Annotated in this window: 18 protein-coding genes; 6 read left to right on the top strand and 12 right to left on the bottom strand. The window is 36.8% G+C overall.

Annotated features, from left to right (window positions below; genetic code table 11):
• Positions 1 to 224: 224 nt before the first annotated feature.
• The 6 genes from B2R82_RS12025 to B2R82_RS12000 all read right to left on the bottom strand — a co-directional run bounded on the left by B2R82_RS12025 (position 225) and on the right by B2R82_RS12000 (position 6,320).
• Positions 225 to 815: a ComF family protein gene (locus B2R82_RS12025; protein ID WP_286925087.1), complete on the bottom strand. Its 591-nt coding sequence runs from the start codon at positions 813 to 815 to the stop codon at positions 225 to 227.
• Complete coding sequence (locus tag B2R82_RS12020) at positions 812 to 2,179, bottom strand: DEAD/DEAH box helicase (protein ID WP_286925086.1); 1,368 nt, start codon at positions 2,177 to 2,179, stop codon at positions 812 to 814. The genes B2R82_RS12025 and B2R82_RS12020 overlap by 4 nt, the downstream gene beginning before the upstream one ends.
• Positions 2,180 to 2,477: 298 nt before the next feature.
• The gene (locus B2R82_RS12015; RefSeq protein ID WP_286925085.1) at positions 2,478 to 3,320 is read right to left on the bottom strand and encodes a DegV family protein; all 843 of its coding nucleotides are present in this window, start codon (positions 3,318 to 3,320) and stop codon (positions 2,478 to 2,480) included.
• A 248-nt stretch (positions 3,321 to 3,568) separates the two neighbouring features.
• Entirely contained in the window at positions 3,569 to 4,114 is a 546-nt protein-coding gene (locus B2R82_RS12010) for a DUF3225 domain-containing protein (RefSeq protein WP_286925084.1), read from the bottom strand.
• Positions 4,115 to 4,460: 346 nt separating this feature from the next.
• A complete protein-coding gene (locus tag B2R82_RS12005) occupies positions 4,461 to 5,135 on the bottom strand; it encodes a response regulator transcription factor (protein WP_054770182.1) in 675 nt (224 codons plus the stop codon).
• A gap of 36 nt (positions 5,136 to 5,171) precedes the next feature.
• Positions 5,172 to 6,320 carry a sensor histidine kinase gene (locus tag B2R82_RS12000; protein WP_286925083.1) on the bottom strand — a complete coding sequence of 383 codons (1,149 nt, stop codon included), beginning with the start codon at positions 6,318 to 6,320 and terminating at the stop codon, positions 5,172 to 5,174.
• A gap of 165 nt (positions 6,321 to 6,485) precedes the next feature.
• Between B2R82_RS12000 and B2R82_RS11995 the strand changes: the two genes are divergently transcribed.
• Both B2R82_RS11995 and B2R82_RS11990 read left to right on the top strand, forming a co-directional pair.
• On the top strand, positions 6,486 to 7,121 hold the full coding sequence (locus B2R82_RS11995; protein WP_286925082.1) for a YigZ family protein: 636 nt from the start codon (positions 6,486 to 6,488) through the stop codon (positions 7,119 to 7,121).
• A gap of 147 nt (positions 7,122 to 7,268) precedes the next feature.
• Positions 7,269 to 8,327 carry an LCP family protein gene (locus B2R82_RS11990; protein WP_286925081.1) on the top strand — a complete coding sequence of 353 codons (1,059 nt, stop codon included), beginning with the start codon at positions 7,269 to 7,271 and terminating at the stop codon, positions 8,325 to 8,327.
• A gap of 510 nt (positions 8,328 to 8,837) precedes the next feature.
• On the opposite strand, the gene B2R82_RS11985 is transcribed toward B2R82_RS11990, so the two are convergent.
• Positions 8,838 to 9,917 carry a glycosyltransferase family 4 protein gene (locus B2R82_RS11985; RefSeq protein WP_286925080.1) on the bottom strand — a complete coding sequence of 360 codons (1,080 nt, stop codon included), beginning with the start codon at positions 9,915 to 9,917 and terminating at the stop codon, positions 8,838 to 8,840.
• Positions 9,918 to 10,141: 224 nt separating this feature from the next.
• On the opposite strand from B2R82_RS11985, the gene secA2 reads away from it, so the two are divergent.
• Positions 10,142 to 12,508: an accessory Sec system translocase SecA2 gene (gene secA2 / locus B2R82_RS11980; RefSeq protein WP_286925079.1), complete on the top strand. Its 2,367-nt coding sequence runs from the start codon at positions 10,142 to 10,144 to the stop codon at positions 12,506 to 12,508.
• Positions 12,508 to 13,410: an accessory Sec system S-layer assembly protein gene (locus B2R82_RS11975; RefSeq protein ID WP_054770184.1), complete on the top strand. Its 903-nt coding sequence runs from the start codon at positions 12,508 to 12,510 to the stop codon at positions 13,408 to 13,410. Before secA2 ends, B2R82_RS11975 begins: the two co-directional genes overlap by 1 nt.
• Positions 13,411 to 13,457: 47 nt before the next feature.
• Here the strand turns inward: B2R82_RS11975 and B2R82_RS11970 are convergent, their stop codons facing one another.
• Positions 13,458 to 14,372, bottom strand: coding sequence for a LysM peptidoglycan-binding domain-containing protein (locus B2R82_RS11970; RefSeq protein WP_286925078.1), 915 nt, complete (start codon positions 14,370 to 14,372; stop codon positions 13,458 to 13,460).
• A gap of 250 nt (positions 14,373 to 14,622) precedes the next feature.
• Between B2R82_RS11970 and brnQ the strand changes: the two genes are divergently transcribed.
• A complete protein-coding gene (gene brnQ / locus B2R82_RS11965) occupies positions 14,623 to 15,942 on the top strand; it encodes a branched-chain amino acid transport system II carrier protein (RefSeq protein ID WP_286925077.1) in 1,320 nt (439 codons plus the stop codon).
• Between the two features lie 90 nt (positions 15,943 to 16,032).
• Positions 16,033 to 17,418 carry a S41 family peptidase gene (locus tag B2R82_RS11960; protein ID WP_286925076.1) on the top strand — a complete coding sequence of 462 codons (1,386 nt, stop codon included), beginning with the start codon at positions 16,033 to 16,035 and terminating at the stop codon, positions 17,416 to 17,418.
• 44 nt (positions 17,419 to 17,462) lie between these two features.
• Here B2R82_RS11960 and B2R82_RS11955 read toward each other — a convergent pair whose 3' ends face one another.
• From B2R82_RS11955 to B2R82_RS11940, 4 genes are all read right to left on the bottom strand, one after another.
• Positions 17,463 to 18,062, bottom strand: a complete 600-nt coding sequence (locus B2R82_RS11955) for a TetR/AcrR family transcriptional regulator (protein WP_286925075.1) — start codon at positions 18,060 to 18,062, stop codon at positions 17,463 to 17,465.
• Positions 18,063 to 18,522: 460 nt separating this feature from the next.
• A complete protein-coding gene (gene murJ / locus B2R82_RS11950) occupies positions 18,523 to 20,064 on the bottom strand; it encodes a murein biosynthesis integral membrane protein MurJ (protein ID WP_286925074.1) in 1,542 nt (513 codons plus the stop codon).
• Positions 20,061 to 21,161: a glycosyltransferase gene (locus tag B2R82_RS11945; RefSeq protein ID WP_286925073.1), complete on the bottom strand. Its 1,101-nt coding sequence runs from the start codon at positions 21,159 to 21,161 to the stop codon at positions 20,061 to 20,063. Before B2R82_RS11945 ends, murJ begins: the two co-directional genes overlap by 4 nt.
• Positions 21,158 to 22,303, bottom strand: coding sequence for a polysaccharide pyruvyl transferase family protein (locus B2R82_RS11940; RefSeq protein ID WP_286925071.1), 1,146 nt, complete (start codon positions 22,301 to 22,303; stop codon positions 21,158 to 21,160). The genes B2R82_RS11945 and B2R82_RS11940 overlap by 4 nt, the downstream gene beginning before the upstream one ends.
• Positions 22,304 to 22,507 lie beyond the last annotated feature (204 nt).

Here is a 22,507-nt window from a genome sequence, read left to right as displayed (position 1 = left end):
TTCATTCAGTAGGTGTTTGGACACCCACTGAAAAGGAACCAAAACGCATTCATCTCCCCACTTGTAGAGGTGGGTGTTTTCTGTATCTGCCGCTACGCTTACGAGCATAAAACATCTGCCGCTATGCTTTCGATACAAAAAACATCTGCTGAATGAAGATAAATAACAGTTATCTGCGATTTCTTCTATACTCGTTTTCTATTATACATGATGCATTAGCATTTTCATCTATTAATTAATGTGAAGCATTGGACACTTTTGGCACCAGCATTTACTAAAATCTCAGTGGCATGTTGTAAAGTAGTTCCAGTAGTTTTTATATCGTCAAAAAGGAGATATTCTTTATGCTCTACGTAAGCCCCTTCTTTTAGACAAAATAGCGGGGCCACTTGCATGCGTTCCTCTCTATTTTTGGCACTTTGCGTTTCAGTTGTCGTTTTTTCTAATAGTTGAATATATGGGATATTCGCAGCTTTTAATAGCTCCTCCATATGCGAGAAGGTACGCTCTTTTTGTTTGAGAGGGTGCATAGGGATTGGAATAATAGTAGCTTTTTCACGTTTGAAGCGATTATAAAGCTCTTGTCGAAATACTTTTGCCAGTGCGACATCCTGAAGGAATTTATACTGATGTAAATATTCCTTCATAGCATTATTATATTGATAAAGAGCCGTTGCTGATTGGGAATTTCCAAAGCGTGCTGAGCATTTTTCACATATAGTTGGTTGAAATCGTTTGGTTAATAGAGTTGTCCATGAGATGGGATCCTTTAATAGCTTTGCACATAATAAGCAATGTGTATCTATTTTATTCATTGAGGAAAGCCTTCCTTATTATAAGCCAGAATTTTCGTTCGTGCATCATCCATTTCAACCGTAATACCATGATGAAAAAATACAATATCACCATTTGCAAATTCAACATGACGTCCAGCTCGTCCAGCTATTTGTATAAGTGCGCTAGAATTAAAGATGGCGGATTCAGCCCCAACGACCGCCACCTGCACATTCTTTATCGTAATTCCTCGCTCAAGAATAGTGGTTGTCAACAATCCTCTAACTTCTTCATTACGCAGCTTAAGAACCTTTTCTTTACGATCAGGATCATCAGCATGGACTGTAGTAATGCTGGCATCTAACGCCTGAAAAAGTGATGCAGCTACTTTCATTAACTCTACCTTTGGAAAGAATATTAGAAAGGGCTCATTTTGTACAAGACGCTCTTCAGTCCATTGTTTTAGTTTGTCTGGGATTTTTCCTCTTTTAAAGCATTTTTCATAGTTCCATAAAGAACAAAAACTTGGAACAGGCAATGGATAATTATGATAACGTTTTGGAATGAAGGAGTAACTGTTATTTCGATACTGATGAAGTAGCTTTTGAGAAGGTGTTGCAGTGACAAATACTATTGGGGCATCTTTCTTTTTTGCTTTTTTTACAGCTCTTTGTAAGGTTTCATCAAATGTATATGGAAAAGCATCTGCCTCATCTACAATCATCACATCAAACGCTTGCTCAAAGCGATAAAGCTGATGAGTAGTTGCTAGTACAAGCTGCGCATAGCCTTGCTGCTTTGGTGCTCCGCCATATAAAGCATGGATAATTGTGCTAGGGAAAGCCGTTTGAAAGCGAGGAAATAATTCTAGTACTACATCAGTCCGTGGTGTTGCAATGCATACACGCAGGCCTTGCTCTAATGCATAATGAACTGATGGGAAAAGTAACTCTGTTTTTCCTGCACCACATACCGCCGCTAATAGATGAGAGCGTTTTGCTTTTATGCTTTCTAGTATTTCATTTGCCGCTCGCTGTTGAAGATCTGTAAATTGGCCAGCCCATTTCAGTGGGTGCTTTCTTGATCTAATTGCACGGGGGCCTATCCAGATAAGTAACTCTGTACAGCTACTTACTCTTCCCATTTGAAGACAATGTCTACAATAAATACACAATTGCTCGCATTTTGAGCAATCAAACATTGTAAATTGCCAGGGGTCTTGATTATGACAACGATTGCATTTTAAATGTGGCTCTTTTTGGATTCCTTCTATTATATGGAAGTAATTGCATTCAATGACCCTATCGATATGATCTTTTGGAAACGGTGAATGCTCCTTAAGCCAAATACGTCCTTCATGAAAACCCCTCAAAGCAGGTGGTAATATCCAACCTCTATATTTCATTTTTTTGCTCCTTTCGATACGAAATCAATTTCGCCTTGGCGCGTCCGGATTTTGAATTGTGCCTAGGCCTGCACGATGCAGGTCAGTTAGCCGTTTTCGCAGGATGCGAAGATTTTAGGGTAACATCCTTTTGTTCATTCCTTTGAAAATCCGTGACATCCGCCGGAGGCTTTATCTTCGCCCACTGAAAAGAAACCAAAACCGCATTCATCTCTCCACTGTAGAGGTGTGGATCTTCTGCTGAATGAAGATAAAAAACAGCCCCTACAAATATTATGTAGAGACTGTTTGATCTAAGTTATTTTTTTGTCCAACCAAGTCCCATAGAGCCCTCACCTAAGTGCGTACCAATAACAGGACCGAAATAGCTTAATGTAAAGTTCACGTTTGGGTAGGTTGACGCTAATTGTGCTAGCCATTCTTCTGCCTCGCGTTGGCAATTACCATGAATCACAACCGCATCCATCGCTTGATATTTTCTCGCATCTTCGGCTAACAAATCCTCTGCACGTTTTAATGCCTTTTTACGTGTGCGAATTTTTTCAAAAGGGACAATAACCTTGTCTACGAAATGCAGAACAGGCTTTACTTGCAATAAGCCCCCAATTAATGCTGCCGCTGAAGATAAACGTCCCCCACGCTGTAAGTGAGCTAAGTCATCTACAATGAAGTAAGCACGAATATACTGCTTCATGTCCGCCAATGTAGCAAGTATTTCTTTTGCTGAAAAACCTTGTGCTGCCATTTCAGCTGCTCGTAATACATAAAAGCCTTGTACGGCACAGGATATTTCACTATCAAAAGTATAAACGTCAATGTCTTCCACCATTTCTCCAGCTTGAACTGCACCTTGATAGGTCCCGCTAATGCCACTCGATAAATGAATAGATATAACCGCATCATAATCTTTTGCAAGCTCTTCAAAGAGAGTGGCAAACTCTCCAATTGGAGGCTGTGTTGTTTTAGGGAATTCTTTCGCCCCACGCACCTTATCATAAAACTCAGATGCTGTGATATCTACTTCCTCAGCAAATAATTGTCCTGAGATATTTACACTTAACGGAATCATATGAATGTTTAAGCGTGCTCGTTCTTCAGGTGTAATATATGCCGTACTATCTGTTACGATTGCCGTCCTCATCCATGTCCACTCTCCTATTCTTCATAGTTTACATTAAAAAGAAATGAATGTGAAATGAATTACGGTCATATGTAAACCCGTCCGATTTTGAATAGGAAGCAAGATTTACTTTCCGTTATTCTAGATTTTTGCTAGAGGACTAGCATCCATTTCACATTCATTTTCTATGTATAGTCAGATTCTTACTTTAGAGGATATCTTCACTCAGTTCTTTCTTTGTAGAATAAAAATGAAGATATTCCTCCTCGCTATTTTCCTGTAGTTGATTTCGTGTCATCTCCGATATAAAAGACGCTCGTTACCTTCCAGTGATTATCTTCTTTAACAAAGACCGTTACCTGACGACCCGCACTTTCATGTTCTATATTTGTTTCAACTTGTAAGGAATGCATCCTTATATTAGCAAAAACCTGTGCTTCTCCATCACCATATTTTGCAATTGTGACATTTTCAACATCACGGGTAATATCAAATTGGTCGAATGCCTCAGTTGCGTAAGCCTCTTCTTCATCATATTTAAAGCCCTTTGGATTTTTCGATATTGTTTGCATATAACGTTCGATTTCTTCTGCATTTAAAGCAGCAATATATTCATCGAATGCCCCTAAAATGGCTTTTTCTTCTTCTGCTGGGACATTTGTAGCTTTCTCTACATTTTCACCCATCATTTCAAAACCAACAGTTCCATCCTCTATAACTTTTGCGCGTTCTTCCGCACTCATATCTTCATTTTTATTACCACAGGCAGTTAGTATTAATAAGGTAAAAACTGCTAGAATACTTTTCTTTAACATCCAAAAACCTCCCGCGCATATTGTAGCATATAAATGCTGTCGTAGGAATTTTGTTGTGTATTTTCAACATTTAGGTGCTACATCTTTCATATGACGCTCATAACTTTAAAATGTTGCACTATTTAAACGCTCTCTTCAATAAATTGTGACACTTTTCATCAAGAAGAAGTACCTCATAAGGTGAAACTTCAATTGGGTTTTCTTCATATCCCACTTATATTTTTTTACTTAGCTCAAATCTAGTCTTGTACCTGACGCTTCATTTTAAATACAGATAAATAAAAACTGCTTTAAAAATTACTATTAAGTAATTTTTTAAAACAGCTTTTATAGTAATGCTATGCAATTATCGTACTTCTACCCAGCCGTTTTTAATGGCAGTAACAACGGCTTGTGTACGGTCGTTGACATTCATTTTTTGTAATATACTAGAAACATGGTTTTTAACAGTTTTTTCAGAGATAAACAGTGTTTCACCAATTGTACGGTTTGATTGACCATCTGTTAATAACTGTAATACTTCACACTCACGCTTTGTTAATAAGTGGAATGGACGGCGAATTTCTGCTTGATGGAAGTTTCCTTTATTTTCATGCTCAGAAAGGCGGCGGAATTCTGCTACTAAATTTTTAGTAACTTTCGGATGTAAATAAGATCCACCGTTTGCTACTACCTTAATTGCTTCAACGATTTCATCCGCATCCATCTCTTTTAGCATATAGCCAAGAGCACCTGATTTAAGTGCATGTGTTACATAAGTTTCATCATCATGGATAGAAAGCATAATTACCTTTGCATCAGGGAATTCATTAATTAACTCCGCTGTAGCCTCTACTCCATTTTTGCCTGGCATATTAATATCCATTAGTACAACATCTGGTTGGTTATCAGCGTATAAGGATACCACATCCGTGCCATCATCACCTTCTGCTACTACATCAAACGTATCTTCAAAATCTAAAATACGTTTTACTCCTTCACGGAATAGCTGGTGATCGTCTACAATAATAATCTTCGTCATTTGTCTTTACCCCCTAGATTTCTACAACAATTACTTTTATTCGACTTCTAACGGAATTTTAAATAGTACCGTAGTGCCGCGGTTTATTTCACTTTTAATTGAGATTGTACCATCCAGTATTTCGATACGCTCTCGCATTCCTAAAATCCCAAATGAATGGTCTTTCACTACTTGTGGGTCAAACCCTATCCCATCATCCTTGACGACAATATTTACGGCATTTCTCAGCCACTCAAGTTTCACCCAAATATCCTTACATTTTCCGTGTTTCATGGCATTAGTGACACATTCCTGCACTAATCGGAAAATAGAGACTTCATAATTAGAAGGTATACGCTTTTCAGTGCTGCTCGATTGGAAATGAATTTCAACACCAGGATTGTATTCTGTCACTGTCGATAAATACTTTTTTAATGTCGGAACAATTCCAAGATCATCAAGTGCCATTGGTCTTAAATCATAGATGATACGTCGTACCTCGGATAATGCATTACGCACGGTTTTCTTTAAATCGGCAATTTCAGCCAAAGCATATTCAATACCCTTTTCACGGTATGTTCTTTCAATTAAATCCGTACGCATTAATACATTTGCCAGCATTTGAGCAGGTCCATCATGAATTTCTCTTGATAAACGTTTACGCTCTTCTTCCTGCGCAGCGATAATACGTATACCAAAGTCTTGCTTCATCTTTGCTTGCTCAAGCGCTAGTCCAACATTCTTTAAGTCTGACGTTAAGTAATTCAAAACGACATTTACTTGATTGACAATATGATCTGCACGTTCTATCGTATCGAGTAAACCTCTCAATCTTCTCTCGAGATCATCTCTTTTATCACGTAGCTGCTTTTCTTGTGTTTTAATAACGGAGAGCTTTACTTGAAAATCATGCGCAGTTTCATATGCATCTCTAACTTGTTCTTCGGTATAATTATCAAAAGCTTTACTCACTAACACAAGTCTTTGCTTTGCAAGCTGTGTACTTTTTTCTAAAGCATCGCCTTCATCAATGATAATTGAAATTTGTTTTCTAACAATTTCTAGCTCTTTTTGCATATCTTCAAAGCTTCTTCGGCTTTGTTCACTTATAATAAAGATATCATCTTTAGAGCTCATGATTGTTTCTAACATTCGATTAAATACGTCATCAAGCGACTTTAAATCGAAGGTATCATTTGAAAACATAGTGTACTCCCCAGTCTAATGTCTTATGATTACTTACTATTCTAATAGACCAATTTCATATATTCTACAGTCTACACCTATTATAGCATCACAATGATAAAAATTAATGCTTTTTCTTCATGAAAATTATAGAATAAAACCCTAGATTAAAGGAGAATGTCACATATGAGAGAAAATTATTTAACTGTAAAAGGATATGGAGAAAGCGAAATTGTAATTTCTAAATCACGCTTCCTTACTTATATAGAACGTGCAGAAACGGAAGAGGATGCAATTTCTTTTATTGATCGCATAAAAAAATTGCACCATAATGCGACACATAATTGCTCTGCTTATCTAATTGGTGAGCATGATCATATTCAAAAAGCGAATGATGACGGGGAACCTAGTGGTACAGCTGGCGTCCCTATGTTAGAGGTCCTAAAGAAACAGGGCTTAAAGGATACAGTCGTTGTGGTTACTCGTTACTTTGGAGGCATAAAACTTGGCGGTGGCGGTCTTATTCGTGCATACGGTAAAGCAACAACAGAAGGATTACTTGCTGCACAGGTTGTTGAGCGCAAACTTCATCATTTTATGAAAATTGCCATAGACTATACTTGGCTAGGTAAAGTAGAAAACGAAATTCGAGGTTCTTCGTATACGTTAGAAGAAATTCGATATTTGGAAGGCGTAGAAATTATTGTATCTGTGCTAAAAGAAGAGGAAGAACAGTTCCGAAACTGGGTAACAGAAATGACAAATGGGCAGGCGAATATTTCTTTTGAAGAAGCTAGATTTATCGAATTTGTTGTGAAATAAATAGTTTTAATTGTCGAAAGCTTAATATCCATAGTATAATTTTAATATTGAGCTATTTTATCAATCATACATTCTTTTAGGTTCTTTGATAAAAAACTAGTTTCATCGCTCTATTATTCCCAAAATTCAGAGGAGAATATACTAAATATGAAAAATAGAATAAAAAATAAAAACAAGAAGCGCTCTAAAACTTCTTTAATAATAAAAGTTGCCCTTCTTCTTGTGGCTAGTTTACTAATTTGCGTATCAGCTTATGGTGTTTATATCACAAAGCAAGCGGAGCATGCAGCAAATTCAGCACTTGAAGTATTAGAAGGTCGAGATGTTTCTACACTGCGAGAAGAAAAAGTAGAGCCTGTACATGATAATGTATCCATCTTGTTTGTCGGTGTTGATGATAGTGAAAACCGAGGTCAAGGTTCTGATAAATCTCGTTCCGACGCACTTATTTTAGCAACACTAAACAATAAAACAAAAACGATTAAAATGTTAAGCATTCCTCGTGATTCGTATGTTTTTATCCCAAAAGTAGGCTATGAGGATAAAATTACTCATGCTCATGCATACGGCGGCACACTGGCAACAATCGATACAGTAGAAAAACTATTAAATGTTCCTATCGATTATTATGTTCGTATGAATTTTAATGCCTTTATCGATGTGGTGGATGCATTAGGTGGCATCGAAGCGGAAGTACCATATAAGCTACACGAAAAGGATGAATTCGACCGAAATTCTATTAATTTACAGCCTGGTCTACAGCATTTAAATGGTAGCCAAGCTCTAGCTCTAGCTAGAACACGTAAGCAGGATAGTGATATTGAACGTGGCAAACGTCAGCAAGAAATATTAACAGCCATTATCAATAAAGTTTCTTCTGTTAGCTCCATTACAAAATACGATGATGTTATTAGAGCACTGGGTGATAACATGAAGACCAATATGACATTTACTGAAATGAAGTCATTCCTATCCTATTTAACACAAGGCATGCCGCGTATTGATTCTTTAACATTAGATGGTGTTGATGATATGTCTACTGGTGTTTATTACTATCAATTAAATCAGCAATCGGTTGATGAAGTATCTGAAATACTTAACAACCATCTTGATGCTAATAAAACGTCCTCTAGCTTAACGAATAATAATCATGATAAAGTGAACGCGGCTGGAGATGAGGAAGCAGATAATAGAAACGCCCAATAACTAAAATAAGAGCCTTTCCACGATATTTTGTGGAAAGGCTTTTTATATGAGATACTTTTGTTTTGTGTCGATTCATTGTATCTCGCTATCTTGGGTTATAGGGGCTTTGATTTTGGCAATCCTAGCGGTTTTTATCTATCCCTGAGCAGTTTCCTCACCTACCGAGCGATTTCCACTTGGTGCTGAGCAGTTTTCCTTACTACCTGAGCAATTCCCAACTGAACCTGAGCAGTTTTCCTTACTACCTGAGCAATTCCCAACCGGACCTGAGCAATTTTCCCCGCTACCTGAGCAATTCCCAACTGGATTTGAGCAGCTTTCCCCTCTACCTGAGTCGTTTCCCTCGCTATCTGATCAACAGTTTTCCTCGCGACCTGAACATTACCCTATTAGAGCAGTTTTTTTCTACGCCTCGAGGCTACTTCTTGATTCAATTTCATAGCTAGACCTTCGCTATTTTCAACCACCAAAAAAGCAACCACACATAAACATGTATGATTGCTTAATATTTTATTTATTAAATATCCGAACAAAGTTCAGTAATGGTTTGTAGTTTTTCCCTGCTAGTCCAATGACTTCGACAAAGATTTCAAGAGCCGTTAAGATGACAGCGATTAGTAAAATAGCGCCCCATACTTTTGCCATGGAGAAAATGATGGCTGCTAAACCAAACATCATGGCAATTCCATAAATAATAAGCACTGTTTGGCGATGTGTGAAGCCCATATCCAGTAAACGGTGATGTAAGTGTGATTTATCTGGATCAGACCATTTCTTCTTCATCCGTACACGGCGAACAATTGCAAAGAATGTATCAGAAATTGGTACTCCCAAAATGATTACTGGAATAATTAAAGCCACGAATGCGACATTTTTAAATCCAAGTAATGCAAGGACAGAAATCATAAATCCAAGGAACAGTGCTCCTGTGTCACCCATAAAGATTTTGGCAGGGTGGAAATTATAAAATAAAAAGCCGAATGATGCTACTGCTAATATAGCCGCAAGAACCAAAACAAACATATTGCTCATAATAAAGGCCATGATTGCTAATGTTATAAGGGCAATCGTTGAAACACCTGCAGCTAGACCGTCTAAGCCATCGATTAAATTTATAGCATTTGTAATGCCGACAATCCACAAAATTGTTAAAGGAATACTTAGTAATCCAAAATCTAAAACTCCGACGAATGGTAAGTTAATTGTGTCAATTTGAATACCACCCACAAAAATAATAATAAGTGCTGCTGCAAGCTGACCTAGCATTTTGGCCTTTGCAGAAATCTCACGCATATCATCTATAACACCTGTTGCTACAATAATACAGGCACCAATTATGATAGCCAATAAACTATATTTACTAACATTCCATGGTAGTACACCGTTTGAAGTTAAATAAGGATACAGTATGGCAACACCTATTAAAAAAGCAAGGAAAATCGCCAATCCGCCAAGTCTTGGCATAATTCGTGCATGAACTTTTCGATAGTTTGGTGCATCAACCGCACCTATTCTGAACGCTAATCGTTTAACTAGTGGAGTTAACAATATGGAAGCAACAAATGCTACTATTAAAGACACGTAAATCATGTCTCTCCTCCTCAAAAAATAATCTACATTGGAATCCAAATTGATTATAGCACGAACCGGCAACGAAATATACTTTTTCTATTTATTTTCCACCAATTCACAAAAATTATTCCTTACTTTTAATATGGTAGATTACTGTATGTCAAATGTAGTCACCATTCGTAAAATTTGATAGAATAATGAAGTGTCTAGCATTTAGACAACCTAAAAGGAGCGTATATTTCATGTTCTCAATTTTTAAACGTAACGATGAGCAAACTAGTGCTCGTCAATTAAAACGCTACTATAAAATAGTAGATCAAATTAATAATCTTGAAGAAAAATATGTCAACAAGTCAGATGCAGAATTAAAAGAAATGACTGTTGTTTTCAAGAATCGTTTAGAACAAGGCGAACCGATTACATCAATCATCCCAGAAGCATTTGCTGTTGTACGCGAAGCCTCAAAACGTGTATTAGGTATGCGTCATTTCGATGTACAACTTATTGGCGGCCTTGTTTTAACGGAAGGCAATATTGCAGAAATGCCTACAGGTGAAGGTAAGACGCTTGTCGCCTCCCTTCCTTCCTATGTACGTGCATTAGAAGGAAAAGGTGTTCATGTCATCACCGTGAATGATTATTTGGCGAAGCGCGACTATGAACTAGTTGGCCAAATTCATCGATACCTTGGCTTATCAGTTGGTTTAAACGTTCCAATGATGGAGCCAGATGCAAAAAAAGAAGCATATAATGCAGATATCACTTATGGAGTCGGGACTGAATTTGGTTTTGACTACTTACGTGACAACATGGCTCATAGCTTAGCAGAGAAAGTTCAACGTCCTTATCACTTTGCCATTATTGATGAAGTAGATAGTGTACTAATTGATGAGGCAAAAACGCCACTCATTATTGCTGGAAAAATGGCTGCGAATGATGAACTACATCGTATTGCCTCTATGCTTGCGAAACGTTTCAAAGCTGAAGTAGATTATGACTTTGATGATGAAACAAAGGCTACTTCATTAACAGACAAGGGCATTGAGAAGGTTGAGGCTGCCTTCAATGTTGAGAATTTATATGATCTTGAACACCAAACACTTTATCATTATGTTATCCAAGCTGTGCGTGCTCATGTCATGTTCAAGCGTGATGTTGATTACATTGTTAAAGATGACAAAATCGAGCTTGTAGATATGTTCACTGGTCGTATTTTAGAAGGTCGCTCGCTTTCGGATGGCTTACATCAGGCCATTGAAGCTAAAGAAGGTGTGACGATTACTGAAGAAAACAAAGCACAAGCACAAATAACGATTCAAAACTATTTCCGCATGTATCCGAAGCTTTCTGGGATGACGGGTACAGCGAAAACACAAGAAAAAGAAATACGAGAAGTGTACGGCATGGAAGTTATTCAAATTCCTACAAACCGTCCACGCCAACGTGTCGATAAGCCTGATATTATATTTAGCACACAGGAAGAGAAATATAAATACGTGGCAGCTGAAGCAAAACAACGCCATGAGAAGGGACAACCTGTCTTAATTGGTACAACATCTATTTTACAGTCTGAAACAGTTGCTGATTACTTGAAAAAAGAAGGCTTATCATTCCAATTGCTTAACGCAAAAACAGTTGAGCAAGAGGTTGAACTTATTTCTCAAGCAGGTCAAAAAGGACGTATTACAGTAGCGACAAATATGGCCGGACGTGGTACAGATATTGTGCTAGGTGAAGAAGTACATGAGCTTGGCGGCTTATATGTTATCGGTACTGAAAAGCATGAAAGCCGTCGTGTAGATAATCAGCTTCGTGGCCGCTCAGGTCGTCAAGGTGATGTTGGTGAAAGCCGCTTCATTCTCTCTATTGAAGATGATATGTTCCGACGTTACGCAAAAGAAGAAGTTGAAAAATTCTCTGCAAAAATGGTTGTTGATGAAAAAGGTATTATCCAAAACAAAGATGTACAAGAGCTTATTAACCGCACACAACGAATTGTTGAAGGCTCCCAATACGGAATGCGAGAATACAATTTAAAATTGGATGATGTTATTAATGATCAGCGTACAGTTATTTACGGTCTACGTGACAAAATTTTAGCTGGCGAGGATTTATTAGAACAATTGAAGCAAATGTTCTACGAAACAGTAGATTTTGCAGTACGTGATGCTTCACCAGAGGAATTACCTTCAACTGAATGGGATTATGATGGTATGGAAAAAACATTAAACAGTCTATTCCTTACACCTATCACAATCGATAGAGAGGTTGGAAAGGTGATCCCAATTCTAGATTCACTACAAAAACCCGTAGATGAGCTAACAGCAAAAATGGAAAAATTCGCAGAAAACGACCGAGTTATTGCAATCATTCCTCAAGTAATGCTGAGTTATTTAGATAGTGGCTGGGTAAAACATTTAGAGGCAATGGCACACTTAAAAGAAGGTATTGGTTTACGCCATTATCAACAAGAAGATCCTATGCGTATCTATCAGCGTGAAGGTTTAGAGCTATTCGCTAAAAACTTCCAAGAATTACGTCGTTCTATAATTATTGAAATCACAGGCTTTATGAAAATGATTGAAACTGAACAGGAGGTACAACAATAATGGGTCTATTCTCATTCTTTAAAAAGTCCGATAAGCTTGGACAAGAAAATACAATTGATTCTAAAGATTTACTAGAAAATATTAAGGTAGAAAATACAGACGATGATCGAGATGTTGAAACGAAATTGTCATTTCATCCAGATTGGGATGTTCCGCAAGAGCAGAAATATATCTTTAACTTCCTTGCAAATGAACTAGAGCCGCTTAAGCCTAACCAATTATCTCTTTCTTCTATTAGTATTGATCCAGACCCACGTACTGGGAAATGGTTAGTACGTGCATTTTTCCGTTCTTCATTAGCTGAAGAAATTGAACTAGGTGAAATTGAGCTATTCATCATGGATAAAAATGATGAGCTAGTAGCAACGAAAAGGTTCGACTTTAAGGCACTGGGTACAATCCCTGCTGAAAGTGCTCGCCCATGGGTATTTGAATTTGAAAAATCAACAATCAAAGTCGATGAAATACCTGAAGAAGGCTGGAAATTAGCTTTTAATCTAGTATCATTACGTGAACATCAGCTAGAATTAGACCCAACATGGGAAAAACAATTGCCAGATGCACAAAAAGAAGAGCTTGCTAAAATCGTCAAAACATTGCCAAAGCTAGGCGAAACAGAAGTCAATTTTACTGGACTCCAAGCCAAGTTTGCTAACAACGGAAGTTTAAACGTCTCTATCTTTATTCGTAATGGCCATAGTAAAGCTATTAATCTTGAACAGCTTCCTTTAGAAATAATTGATGCCAGAGGTAAACAAATCGCTAAAGGCTCCTTTAATATGGACCCTGTTTTAACTGTTCAGCCTAACTCTACAAAGCCATGGACATTCATTTTCCCACCACAGCTAGTCAATCCAAAAGGTGCAGATCTTTCCCGCTGGACAGCACGCGTAACGCAATAAAAAGCAAAAAACCTCTTATTCTTTCAGCAAAGAATAAGAGGATTTTTTTACTTCAATAGATCAAATCGTTTATAAGCGACCAATCTGCTTGACCAGTAAGAGTATGTCACATCAGAAATTTCAACTCCATCTGTTCCTGCATGGACAAATTTATTATTCCCAAGATAAATACCCATATGGGATATTCCTTCTTTATATGTGTTCTCAAAAAATACTAAATCTCCAGCTACTGGGGTCTTTACATGTGATGTATTTCCATAAAAATACCCTTCACTACTATCTCTTCCAATTTTCAACCCACTTTGATTAAAGGCATAGAAAATAAAGCCACTACAGTCAAGCCCCTCAGGAGTATTACCACCGTAAAGATAGGGTGTCCCTACCAACAAATTAGCTACCTCAATTGTTTTCTTATAGATAGCTTGTCCACTCAATGTTGGATCCTTTGTCGTTACCTTTGAAGGCGTTCCCGTATTTGAAGTCACATTATTATGTATTGTTTCACCCTCAGGGATGGATGCAACAGGAGACACCTTTAATACTTGTCCAATGTAAATAGCATCTGTTGTTAATTCGTTCCAATCCTTTAGCTCTTTTAGTGTCACATTATATTGCTTAGCAATTTTGGATAATGTGTCACCTTTAACGACCGTGTAGGAAGTACTAATAGGCTTTGATGGTGTTACTGGTTTTGTTGTCGATGTCGATGGATTTGATGGTTTCACTTCTTGATTCGAAGGTTGCTTTGTAACCTCTAGTTTTTGGGCTACATAAATCGTATCCTTCGTTAGATTATTCCATGTTTTGATATCTTGTATCGTTACTTGATGGTTTTGGGCGATTTTAGATAGGGTATCCCCTTTTTGTACAGTATAAGTTGCTGCTTCTGCAGTCTGTAATGCGAAAAATGAAGTAGCGATAGTACTTAAAGCAAGGATTCTCCACTTTTTTGATTTTTGCATACCCAATTGCCTCCGTTCATGCTAAAATAATTCCTTGTGTGTCTATCATACTAGATATTTAATTGTTCAGAAATCGGAAATACTGACTATTTTTCAAACAATCTATCAAACTTATAGGAAATGACAGATTCCGACTATATTACAATAGTATTATAATTGCAAGATTAGACTTCATATGGTAACATACACTTCTGTATTTAAAATTTTTAGAAAGTTTTATTTTTTCAATTTTAAAGGAGTTTTAAATTTTATGAAAAACATCATGCTTTTCATCAAAGAAAATTTAGCAGTGGGTTTACTTCTATTTGCCTTGTTCTTAGGAGCTGGGAATATAATTTTTCCACCGTTATTAGGTCAACAGGCTGGAGAGCATATCCTAACAGCAATGATTGGATTTTTAATAACAGGTGTTGGTTTACCTTTACTTGCAATAGTAGCTGTGGCAAAAGCGGGTGGCGACTTGCAATTGCTCGCTAACCGTGTGAGCCCTACATTTGGCGTTATTTTTACGTCCATTGTTTATTTAGCGATTGGGCCATTTTTCGCTGTTCCACGGACAGGATCCGTATCGTATGAAATAGGGATTGTCCCTTTTCTTCCAGAGGCAGCAATAGATCATTGGGCACCGCTATTCATCACCTCTGTCTTATTTTTTGCTTTAATACTCTATTTAGCCATCAATCCTTCAAAGCTTGTAGATCGAGTAGGTAAAATACTAACACCAGCACTCTTGGCTGTTATTTTATTATTAGCAGTTAAAAGCTTTATTTCGCCAATGGGTGAAGCAGGCAATGCTGTTGGAAAATACACAGTAACCCCTTTTGCTGAAGGCTTTGTACAAGGTTATTTAACAATGGATGTACTAAGTGCGCTTGTTTTCGGTATCGTTATCTTGCAAGCATTGCAGGGCATGGGTATGTACGATAGGAGAAAGCAGGTCAATACAACAGTATTTGCAGGCGTTGTAGCTGCTCTTGGTTTATCATTTGTTTACATCTCACTTGGCCATATTGGAAACACTAGTATTGATGCAATCGGTGCCTTGGATAATGGCGGAAATATTATTGCAAAATCAGCAGAAGCACTATTTGGTAGACTAGGAAACGTAATTCTATCTATTACTATTTTACTAGCCTGTATATCGACAGCGGTAGGTTTACTTACTGCAAATGCTCAATATTTTAACAAGTTATTCCCAAGAATCTCATATAAAACATTCCTAATCGTTTTCACTATTTTTAGTACAGCAATTACAAACGTTGGTCTTTCCACAATTATTAGTGCATCTCTGCCAGTTTTATTAATGATCTATCCATTGGCAATGGTGTTAATGGTATTATCACTTTTCGATAACTTCTATAAAGGTGGACAAATTGTTTACATTCTAGCATTAATTCCAACATTTTTTGTTAGCTTGTATGATGGTTTCAAGGAAATGGATATAAAAATATCACTATACGAGAGAATCTTAAAAATTCTACCTTTGTATGAGCAAAATCTTGGATGGCTTGTACCCGCATTAATAGGTGCTTTTATTGGTTTAATAATTCATAAAATTCTTAAAAAATAGAATCTCTCCCGTACTACTAAAATGCCTCTTTCCTATTCGCGGTTATATGGAAATTCATGTATACTAATAGTATTAGAAAAGAGGTGTCCTATGAAAAAAATAGTGTGGTCTTTCATATTTATGTTAAGTTTTTTCATCATTCCATTTACCAACACGCAAGCAGCTAGCAATGAACAGCCGCTTGTCAAGGAAATCAAAGAAATTATTAAAGAAAATTATGTTGGTACGATTAAAGGTGATTTGCAAAACGCAAAAACAATTCCCGAAATGATTGATATGTTAGACCCTTATTCCACGTATTTTACGAAACAGGAATTTGAAGAATTTATGAATAGCATTAACCTAGCAACAATTGGTATTGGCGTTATCATTGAGGAACATGAGGATGGTATTCATATTTTACAGGTAATTGACAATAGCGGTGCTTCTGAAGCTGGTGTCATCGCTGGTGACATCATTACCGAAATTAACGGTCAATCTATTGTAGGACGCTCTACCCAAGAAGCCTCATCCCTATTAGTTGGCGATGAAGGTACTAAGGTCGATATCACATTGCAAAATGCAGATGGCAAGACTTCCACAAAATCTATTACAAGAAAAAAATTCACCCTACCGAATGTGGAATCGGAATTATTATTCGGAGATGTTGGTTATATTGCCATGTCTTCTTTCTCAGAGGATGGGGCGAAACTTGTAAAAGATGCACTTATTCAATTAAAGCAGCGAGGTGCAACTTCCTTTATTTTAGATTTACAAAACAATGGTGGTGGCTATGTAGAAACGGCAGAGGAAATTACGGGCCTTTTCTCAAATGCAAAAATCGCCTATTTACTTGAGGAAGCACATGCCTCTTATGAAGTTCGAGCAGTCCGCCAAAACGAAAAGTTTCCTGCGAATACACGTATTCTAGTTAATCGTTATAGTGCAAGTGCTTCTGAGATGCTAGCCGCTTCTTTACAAGATCAACAAGCTGTTATTTTGTATGGGGAAACAACCTATGGAAAAGGAGCTATGCAAGGCTTTTTTGAACTTCACGATGGTAGCTATTTAAAGCTAACTGTAGGGAAATTTACAGGTCCCTTAGGTCAAACAATAAATGAAGTAGGGGTCAAGCCAAACATCACGACAAAGACAGCACCTATTTTCCAGGCTCATTATGACGCACTAAAGGAACAATATAAGGATTACAAAGAGCTTACAAGCTTAAAAAATGTAGCAAATACTAAAACATTTACGGTGATATTTTCACAAGCGCTCACATCTAAAATCGCTGATGGCAGTGTACAACTTGTTGCTTTAGGTGGTGATGAGGTACCGACCAATACTAAGGTTGATGGCCATTCATTACTTGTGACGCCATCCCAACCACTAAACAGCGGACAGGAATATATGCTTCTTGTACATCCGTCTGTTCAGCAACAAACAGGCAGTAAGCTTCAAAAAGGAATATACTTGCATATTTCAGTGAAAAACTAAAAATCCGCCTCATCTCTTTTTATTTATAGATGAGGCGAATTTTTTTATGTATTTCCAGAATAATCTCTCAAAAAATATAAATGAATCACATCTTTTGCTAAATCAACTGGCTGTTTTTTTTGTTCAAACAAATGGGTGACTATTAACCGCTCTAAAGACCCCACAAAACTATCTACCATTATTAGACTATCAACTTTATAAGATTGTAATATATGCATACAATCATATAGATTTATAAGATGAAGAAAATGCTCTGAAAGTTGAGATTTAACTAAATGTGACTGGGTCGATTCTAAAAAGCCTATTTTCGTTAAAGTTGGATTTTCGATTATGTAGATAAAGATCAGCGTTATTTTTTGCTCTAATGCTCTTATAAAGCCTGCGAATCCCTTTTCAACTTGCCCTGATGATTTATTCATGATTTGATCAAATTCATATAAAAATCTTCTATTCAGATCGTTATAGAGAGAATCCTTACTTTCAAAATATAAATAAAAAGTAGGCTGTGTGACATTGGCTGCTTTTACAATATCACTTATTTTTGTCTCATGATAGCCTTTCATAGAAAATAGCTCCATCGCTTTTTCAAGCAATAATTGTTTACTCCGTTCACCATTCGAATTAATCTTTCTACCTCTTGCCATGCTTTCCACCTTATCTTTGTTTGTGTAGATATAATCTCTGAGCAATATTAAATATATGCCCTATATTAAATACAAACTTCTTTGAATGTTCGCAAAACATCCGTGACACTGGATCAATTTCGCCTTGGCGTAATTGCGTCTGGATTTTGAATTGTGCGCGCACAATTCATTCCTTTGAAAATCCGTGACATCCGCCGGAGGCTATATCTTCATTCAGTAGGTGTTTGGTCATCCACTGAAAAGGAAACAAAACCACATTCATCTCACCACCTGAAGAGGTGGGTGTCTTCTGCTGAATGGAGATAAAATTAATTATAATACAGACCCTATTTTTTTACTATAAAACATTATGAATATGACAATTTTTTAGAACAATGATTAACAAGTATAGAGGATAAGCTTTTTAATAAAGACCAAACAAAAATGGGTATCCTAAATGAATTCTCGGATACCCATTACTTTATTGCTTTAAAAATTTTCTTTTTAATTTATCACTAAATTCTTTGACTTCCTTCACTCCAAATAATAAATACGATCCTACGACAACTGCGCTAAAAATAACAAGGCTTACAATGAACGTTATATATCTGTTGTCAAATATTAAAAACTTACTTGAAAAATACAAAACAATTGTGATGATGATCATTGGCGGAACTGCTCTGAAAAATTGAAGCTCTTTGCTAAAAATACCCATTTTCAAATCATACTTATAGGCTGCATAAACAATCAGCATAATAAAGTTTGTTACTGAACTCACTAAAGTACCCCATGCAATTGCCTCTGCTCCATATTTATCGACAAGCAGCATAATAACGACAATGTTAACAACGAATACATTTATTAAGCTGAAGATAACCGGTGCTATTGAGTCACCCTTTGCATAATAAAAGCGCGTTATATACATGTTTGCGGCTAAAAAATACATCGATAAACAGAAGATTGCCATTACTGGTGTAGTAATTGCAGTTGAAACTTCATCAAAATTACCACGCTGATAAACAACCTGTATAAGATTCTCTGCGTAAAAATATGAGTAGATTGTTACAGGATAAAGCAACAACAATAGATAATGTAAACCTTTGGAGTATAAGCTTTTAATAGAAGCATGGTCATTCTCTGCCTCTTTTTTACTCAAAATTGGAAAGATAACAGTCGTTACAGCTGTAATTAAAATTGCTTGCGGGAATTGCATAAGTCTTGAGGCATAGTTTACAGCAGCTACTGCCCCTTCAGATAACATCCCTGCAAAAACACGCTGTAATAATGCATAAAGTTGAATTGTAGCGCCACCGAGCATCATCGGTAAAATTATTACCCACAATTGCTTAGATGCCATATTACGTTCAAATGAAAAACCAACCTTATATGAACCCATTTTACGATAACCGATAATTAAGAAGTATATCATTATTATCGCACTTACTAATGCACTAATCCCATATCCCACTGCATCGATAGCTTCAATATTAGATAAAACTACAGCAATTAATAAAAAAACTGCATTATAAATTAAAATGGCAAAACTAGACAAATGGAATTTGTGATTTGCATTTAGCAACCCACTATACCATGAGGATAATACAAGTAAGATTGACGAAGGCATCATCCAATAATACAGATTTTTAGCTAACTCTAAATCGCTTTCACTTAATTTCCCATCTTCGTCTTTAGCTTGATTAAACATGTCCATAATCGGATTAGTAAATGCTAACATTACAATGGTCATTATGGAAACAGTTAACAATACAATTGTAAATGACTGTTTAACAAATAGGGCACGGTCCGTTGTTTCCCGATTATAAATAGTGATAACAGCAGTAGTAAATGCACCACCTACGACTAGATATAAAAAATTTGGAATTGTATAAGCTGTAAAAATACTATCAGCAATATGGCTACTGCCATATTGATAACCAATAATTACTTCGCGTAAGAATCCAAAAACACGAGATACAATATTAATAATCGTAACTGCCCCGATTATTTTTAAGAAATTATTCATAAGTCATCCCCACCTTCAATGGCCGACTTATAAATCGCTATACAGCGAGCTGTTATATTTTTTTCATCGTGAATATCTAATACTTTATCGACTGCTTCACGATTCATATATTGTTCTTTTGGCGTGTTCACGGCACGCAGCATCTCCTCAGATAAAACCATAGCATTTTCGGGCTCCACTAAATGCCCTGCGCCTTCCCCAAGCAAAGAGACAAGGCCACCTACATTTGATGCAATAACAGGTGTATCTGTTGCTAATGCCTCTAATGCTACTAATCCAAACCCTTCTAAATGGGATGGTAATACAAAGACATCACTTGCTTGGAACCACTTCACTAGTTCTTGTTGTTTTAGTGGATCTACAAATTTGACGTCCTCACTAATTAATGGTTGCAGGGATTGGTAAAATGTCTGGTCTCTTCTAGAGCCTACAATCGTTAACTCTACAGGACGTGATACCTTTGTTTTAAGCATTTGGAAAGCCTGTAATAGCTCTTCAACACCTTTTTGCTTAATCACATTTCCAACAAATAAAAATCGGAAGGGCTCAGCAGCTAATTGTAATTCTGTACGTATAGCAGCTTGGCTTTCTTTGGTGAATACCTCTCGATTGACCCCCATGCTAACAACAGAAATTTTATTCTGTTCAATGCCAAAATCTTGTTCTATTTGTTGCGCTAGGACAGGACCCACTGCGATAACGTGCTCACTTTCACGCAAAATACTTGCTGTCCAATTGCGAATTCTTGCATTCTTTTTAGCCATACGTTCTATATCGCCACCATGGGCTGTGACAATAAACGGTATACCAAACATTTTCTTCAAAAGTAAAGACAGCATACCAGAAGGGAACACATAATGGGCGTGTGTAACATCAATGGATTTTCTATATTTAAAGCCCTTCATCAATGTTGAAAAACCCCATTTTGCATATTTCATAATAGTGTTTTTCTTACCTGTTGCTGGGTTAGTATTCACAGATATTTCTACATCTAGCCCTGCTTTTTCAAGTGCTGTGACTTGGTTTTTCACAAAAATACCGAATGATAAATGATCAGATGTTGGATACATATTACTAATGACGAGTATTTTTTTCATAGACGTGTCACTGCCTTTTTCATTAATTCCTGACCATGCATGGCCTCTTTATGAATTTGTGTAGCAATTTGTTTCGTCTCTGCAATTGACTGCTTCCAATCGCTACTTAGTTTGCCAACCATTGTGGATAGGGCCTTCTCATCATCCTCTAAATCCTGCATTTGTAAGCAACGATCTGATGCGCCCACAAAGGACATAAAATCCTGAACTTTTGTATGGTAGGATATTGCAATAATTGGTGTTTCTGAATTCGTTGCCAAAATAAGAGAATGCAAACGTGTACCAATAATAATATCCTGCTCCTCAGTTACTTCAAGTAATCGCTCTGGCACCAAATTTTCCTCAATAATTTCTGTATGTGCACGTTGCAGCATTTTTTTCTGAATATCCTTCGTCACAGTAACGTCCTGCGGAAACTTTGTAGCAAAAAAAGTAATTTGGATATTGTGTTCAGAAATTACATGATCTAAATTTTTTGCCATACTTGTCACGTATGCATCGTATTTTTCAACATTTCCTTCTGGCCAATAATTTGCATTATAGTAAGGAACCGCTGACACCCCTATTTTAACCGGTTTTTCAGCGTAATTATGGCGATCCCCCTTTAATGTAAAGGCAGGATCACCAATAATTTCGATTGGCTTTTTTACGCCAATACTTTGCAATAGCTTTTTAGACTGAGGATCCCTTACAGAAATACTTGCTGCATAACGACACATAGCACGTATGCTAATCTTTCCAGAAAATGTATCCAGTGGTCCAGCACCACATCCGTAAATAATGTAGGGAATATTACTTTGCTTGGCCATCATTGCATATGCTCCATACAGGTGAGCCTCACGTTTATAGAAATCCATTAAAATACCACCTCCACCAATGATGAGGAGGTCAAATTTTGATACGTATGGTTTATTATTTTTATAAGTATGGATAAACGTTTTAAATAAGTTACTCTTTCTGTAATACAATGGATAGCTATGTACCCCATAACGCTCGGATGTTTGTTGTGTGTTATTACTAAAAACGGTAATGTCATCACTAGTTACCGAAAATGTTTGTTTTACTTGTTGAAGAATGCCGTATAATATTGATTCATCACCATTATTATCATTGCCGTAATTCCCCACAATGCCTATTTTCATTAAAAAACATCCTTTTACTTTTTAATACTGAGATTATACCACAATTGTTCATCATCATTCTTTTTAAAAATAGTAAAAAAAAGAGAAGCTTTATACTAGTTGATTCATCCCTTTAATGTGAGGTTAATCTAGCAGTCGTCCGAATCGACTTCTCATGATGAATCTACTAGTCTTTATCAATTTCGCCTTGGCGTAATTGCGTCC

It is taken from the genome of Lysinibacillus sp. UBA6686 (genome assembly GCF_002455205.1).
Taxonomy (GTDB): domain Bacteria; phylum Bacillota; class Bacilli; order Bacillales_A; family Planococcaceae; genus Lysinibacillus; species Lysinibacillus pakistanensis.
This window is presented reverse-complemented; position numbering and strand designations above follow the sequence as displayed.

Coding starts and splice junctions, on each gene's coding strand:
- B2R82_RS12015 (WP_286925085.1), bottom strand. CDS start 3,320: ATGAGGACGGCAATCGTAACAGATAGTACGGCATATATTACACCTGAA.
- B2R82_RS11970 (WP_286925078.1), bottom strand. CDS start 14,372: ATGCAAAAATCAAAAAAGTGGAGAATCCTTGCTTTAAGTACTATCGCT.
- B2R82_RS12010 (WP_286925084.1), bottom strand. CDS start 4,114: ATGTTAAAGAAAAGTATTCTAGCAGTTTTTACCTTATTAATACTAACT.
- B2R82_RS12005 (WP_054770182.1), bottom strand. CDS start 5,135: ATGACGAAGATTATTATTGTAGACGATCACCAGCTATTCCGTGAAGGA.
- B2R82_RS11955 (WP_286925075.1), bottom strand. CDS start 18,062: ATGGCAAGAGGTAGAAAGATTAATTCGAATGGTGAACGGAGTAAACAA.
- murJ (WP_286925074.1), bottom strand. CDS start 20,064: ATGAATAATTTCTTAAAAATAATCGGGGCAGTTACGATTATTAATATT.
- B2R82_RS12020 (WP_286925086.1), bottom strand. CDS start 2,179: ATGAAATATAGAGGTTGGATATTACCACCTGCTTTGAGGGGTTTTCAT.
- B2R82_RS11990 (WP_286925081.1), top strand. CDS start 7,269: ATGAAAAATAGAATAAAAAATAAAAACAAGAAGCGCTCTAAAACTTCT.
- B2R82_RS11960 (WP_286925076.1), top strand. CDS start 16,033: ATGAAAAAAATAGTGTGGTCTTTCATATTTATGTTAAGTTTTTTCATC.
- B2R82_RS11940 (WP_286925071.1), bottom strand. CDS start 22,303: ATGAAAATAGGCATTGTGGGGAATTACGGCAATGATAATAATGGTGAT.
- B2R82_RS11975 (WP_054770184.1), top strand. CDS start 12,508: ATGGGTCTATTCTCATTCTTTAAAAAGTCCGATAAGCTTGGACAAGAA.
- B2R82_RS12000 (WP_286925083.1), bottom strand. CDS start 6,320: ATGTTTTCAAATGATACCTTCGATTTAAAGTCGCTTGATGACGTATTT.
- brnQ (WP_286925077.1), top strand. CDS start 14,623: ATGAAAAACATCATGCTTTTCATCAAAGAAAATTTAGCAGTGGGTTTA.
- B2R82_RS11985 (WP_286925080.1), bottom strand. CDS start 9,917: ATGATTTACGTGTCTTTAATAGTAGCATTTGTTGCTTCCATATTGTTA.
- B2R82_RS11995 (WP_286925082.1), top strand. CDS start 6,486: ATGAGAGAAAATTATTTAACTGTAAAAGGATATGGAGAAAGCGAAATT.
- B2R82_RS12025 (WP_286925087.1), bottom strand. CDS start 815: ATGAATAAAATAGATACACATTGCTTATTATGTGCAAAGCTATTAAAG.
- B2R82_RS11945 (WP_286925073.1), bottom strand. CDS start 21,161: ATGAAAAAAATACTCGTCATTAGTAATATGTATCCAACATCTGATCAT.
- secA2 (WP_286925079.1), top strand. CDS start 10,142: ATGTTCTCAATTTTTAAACGTAACGATGAGCAAACTAGTGCTCGTCAA.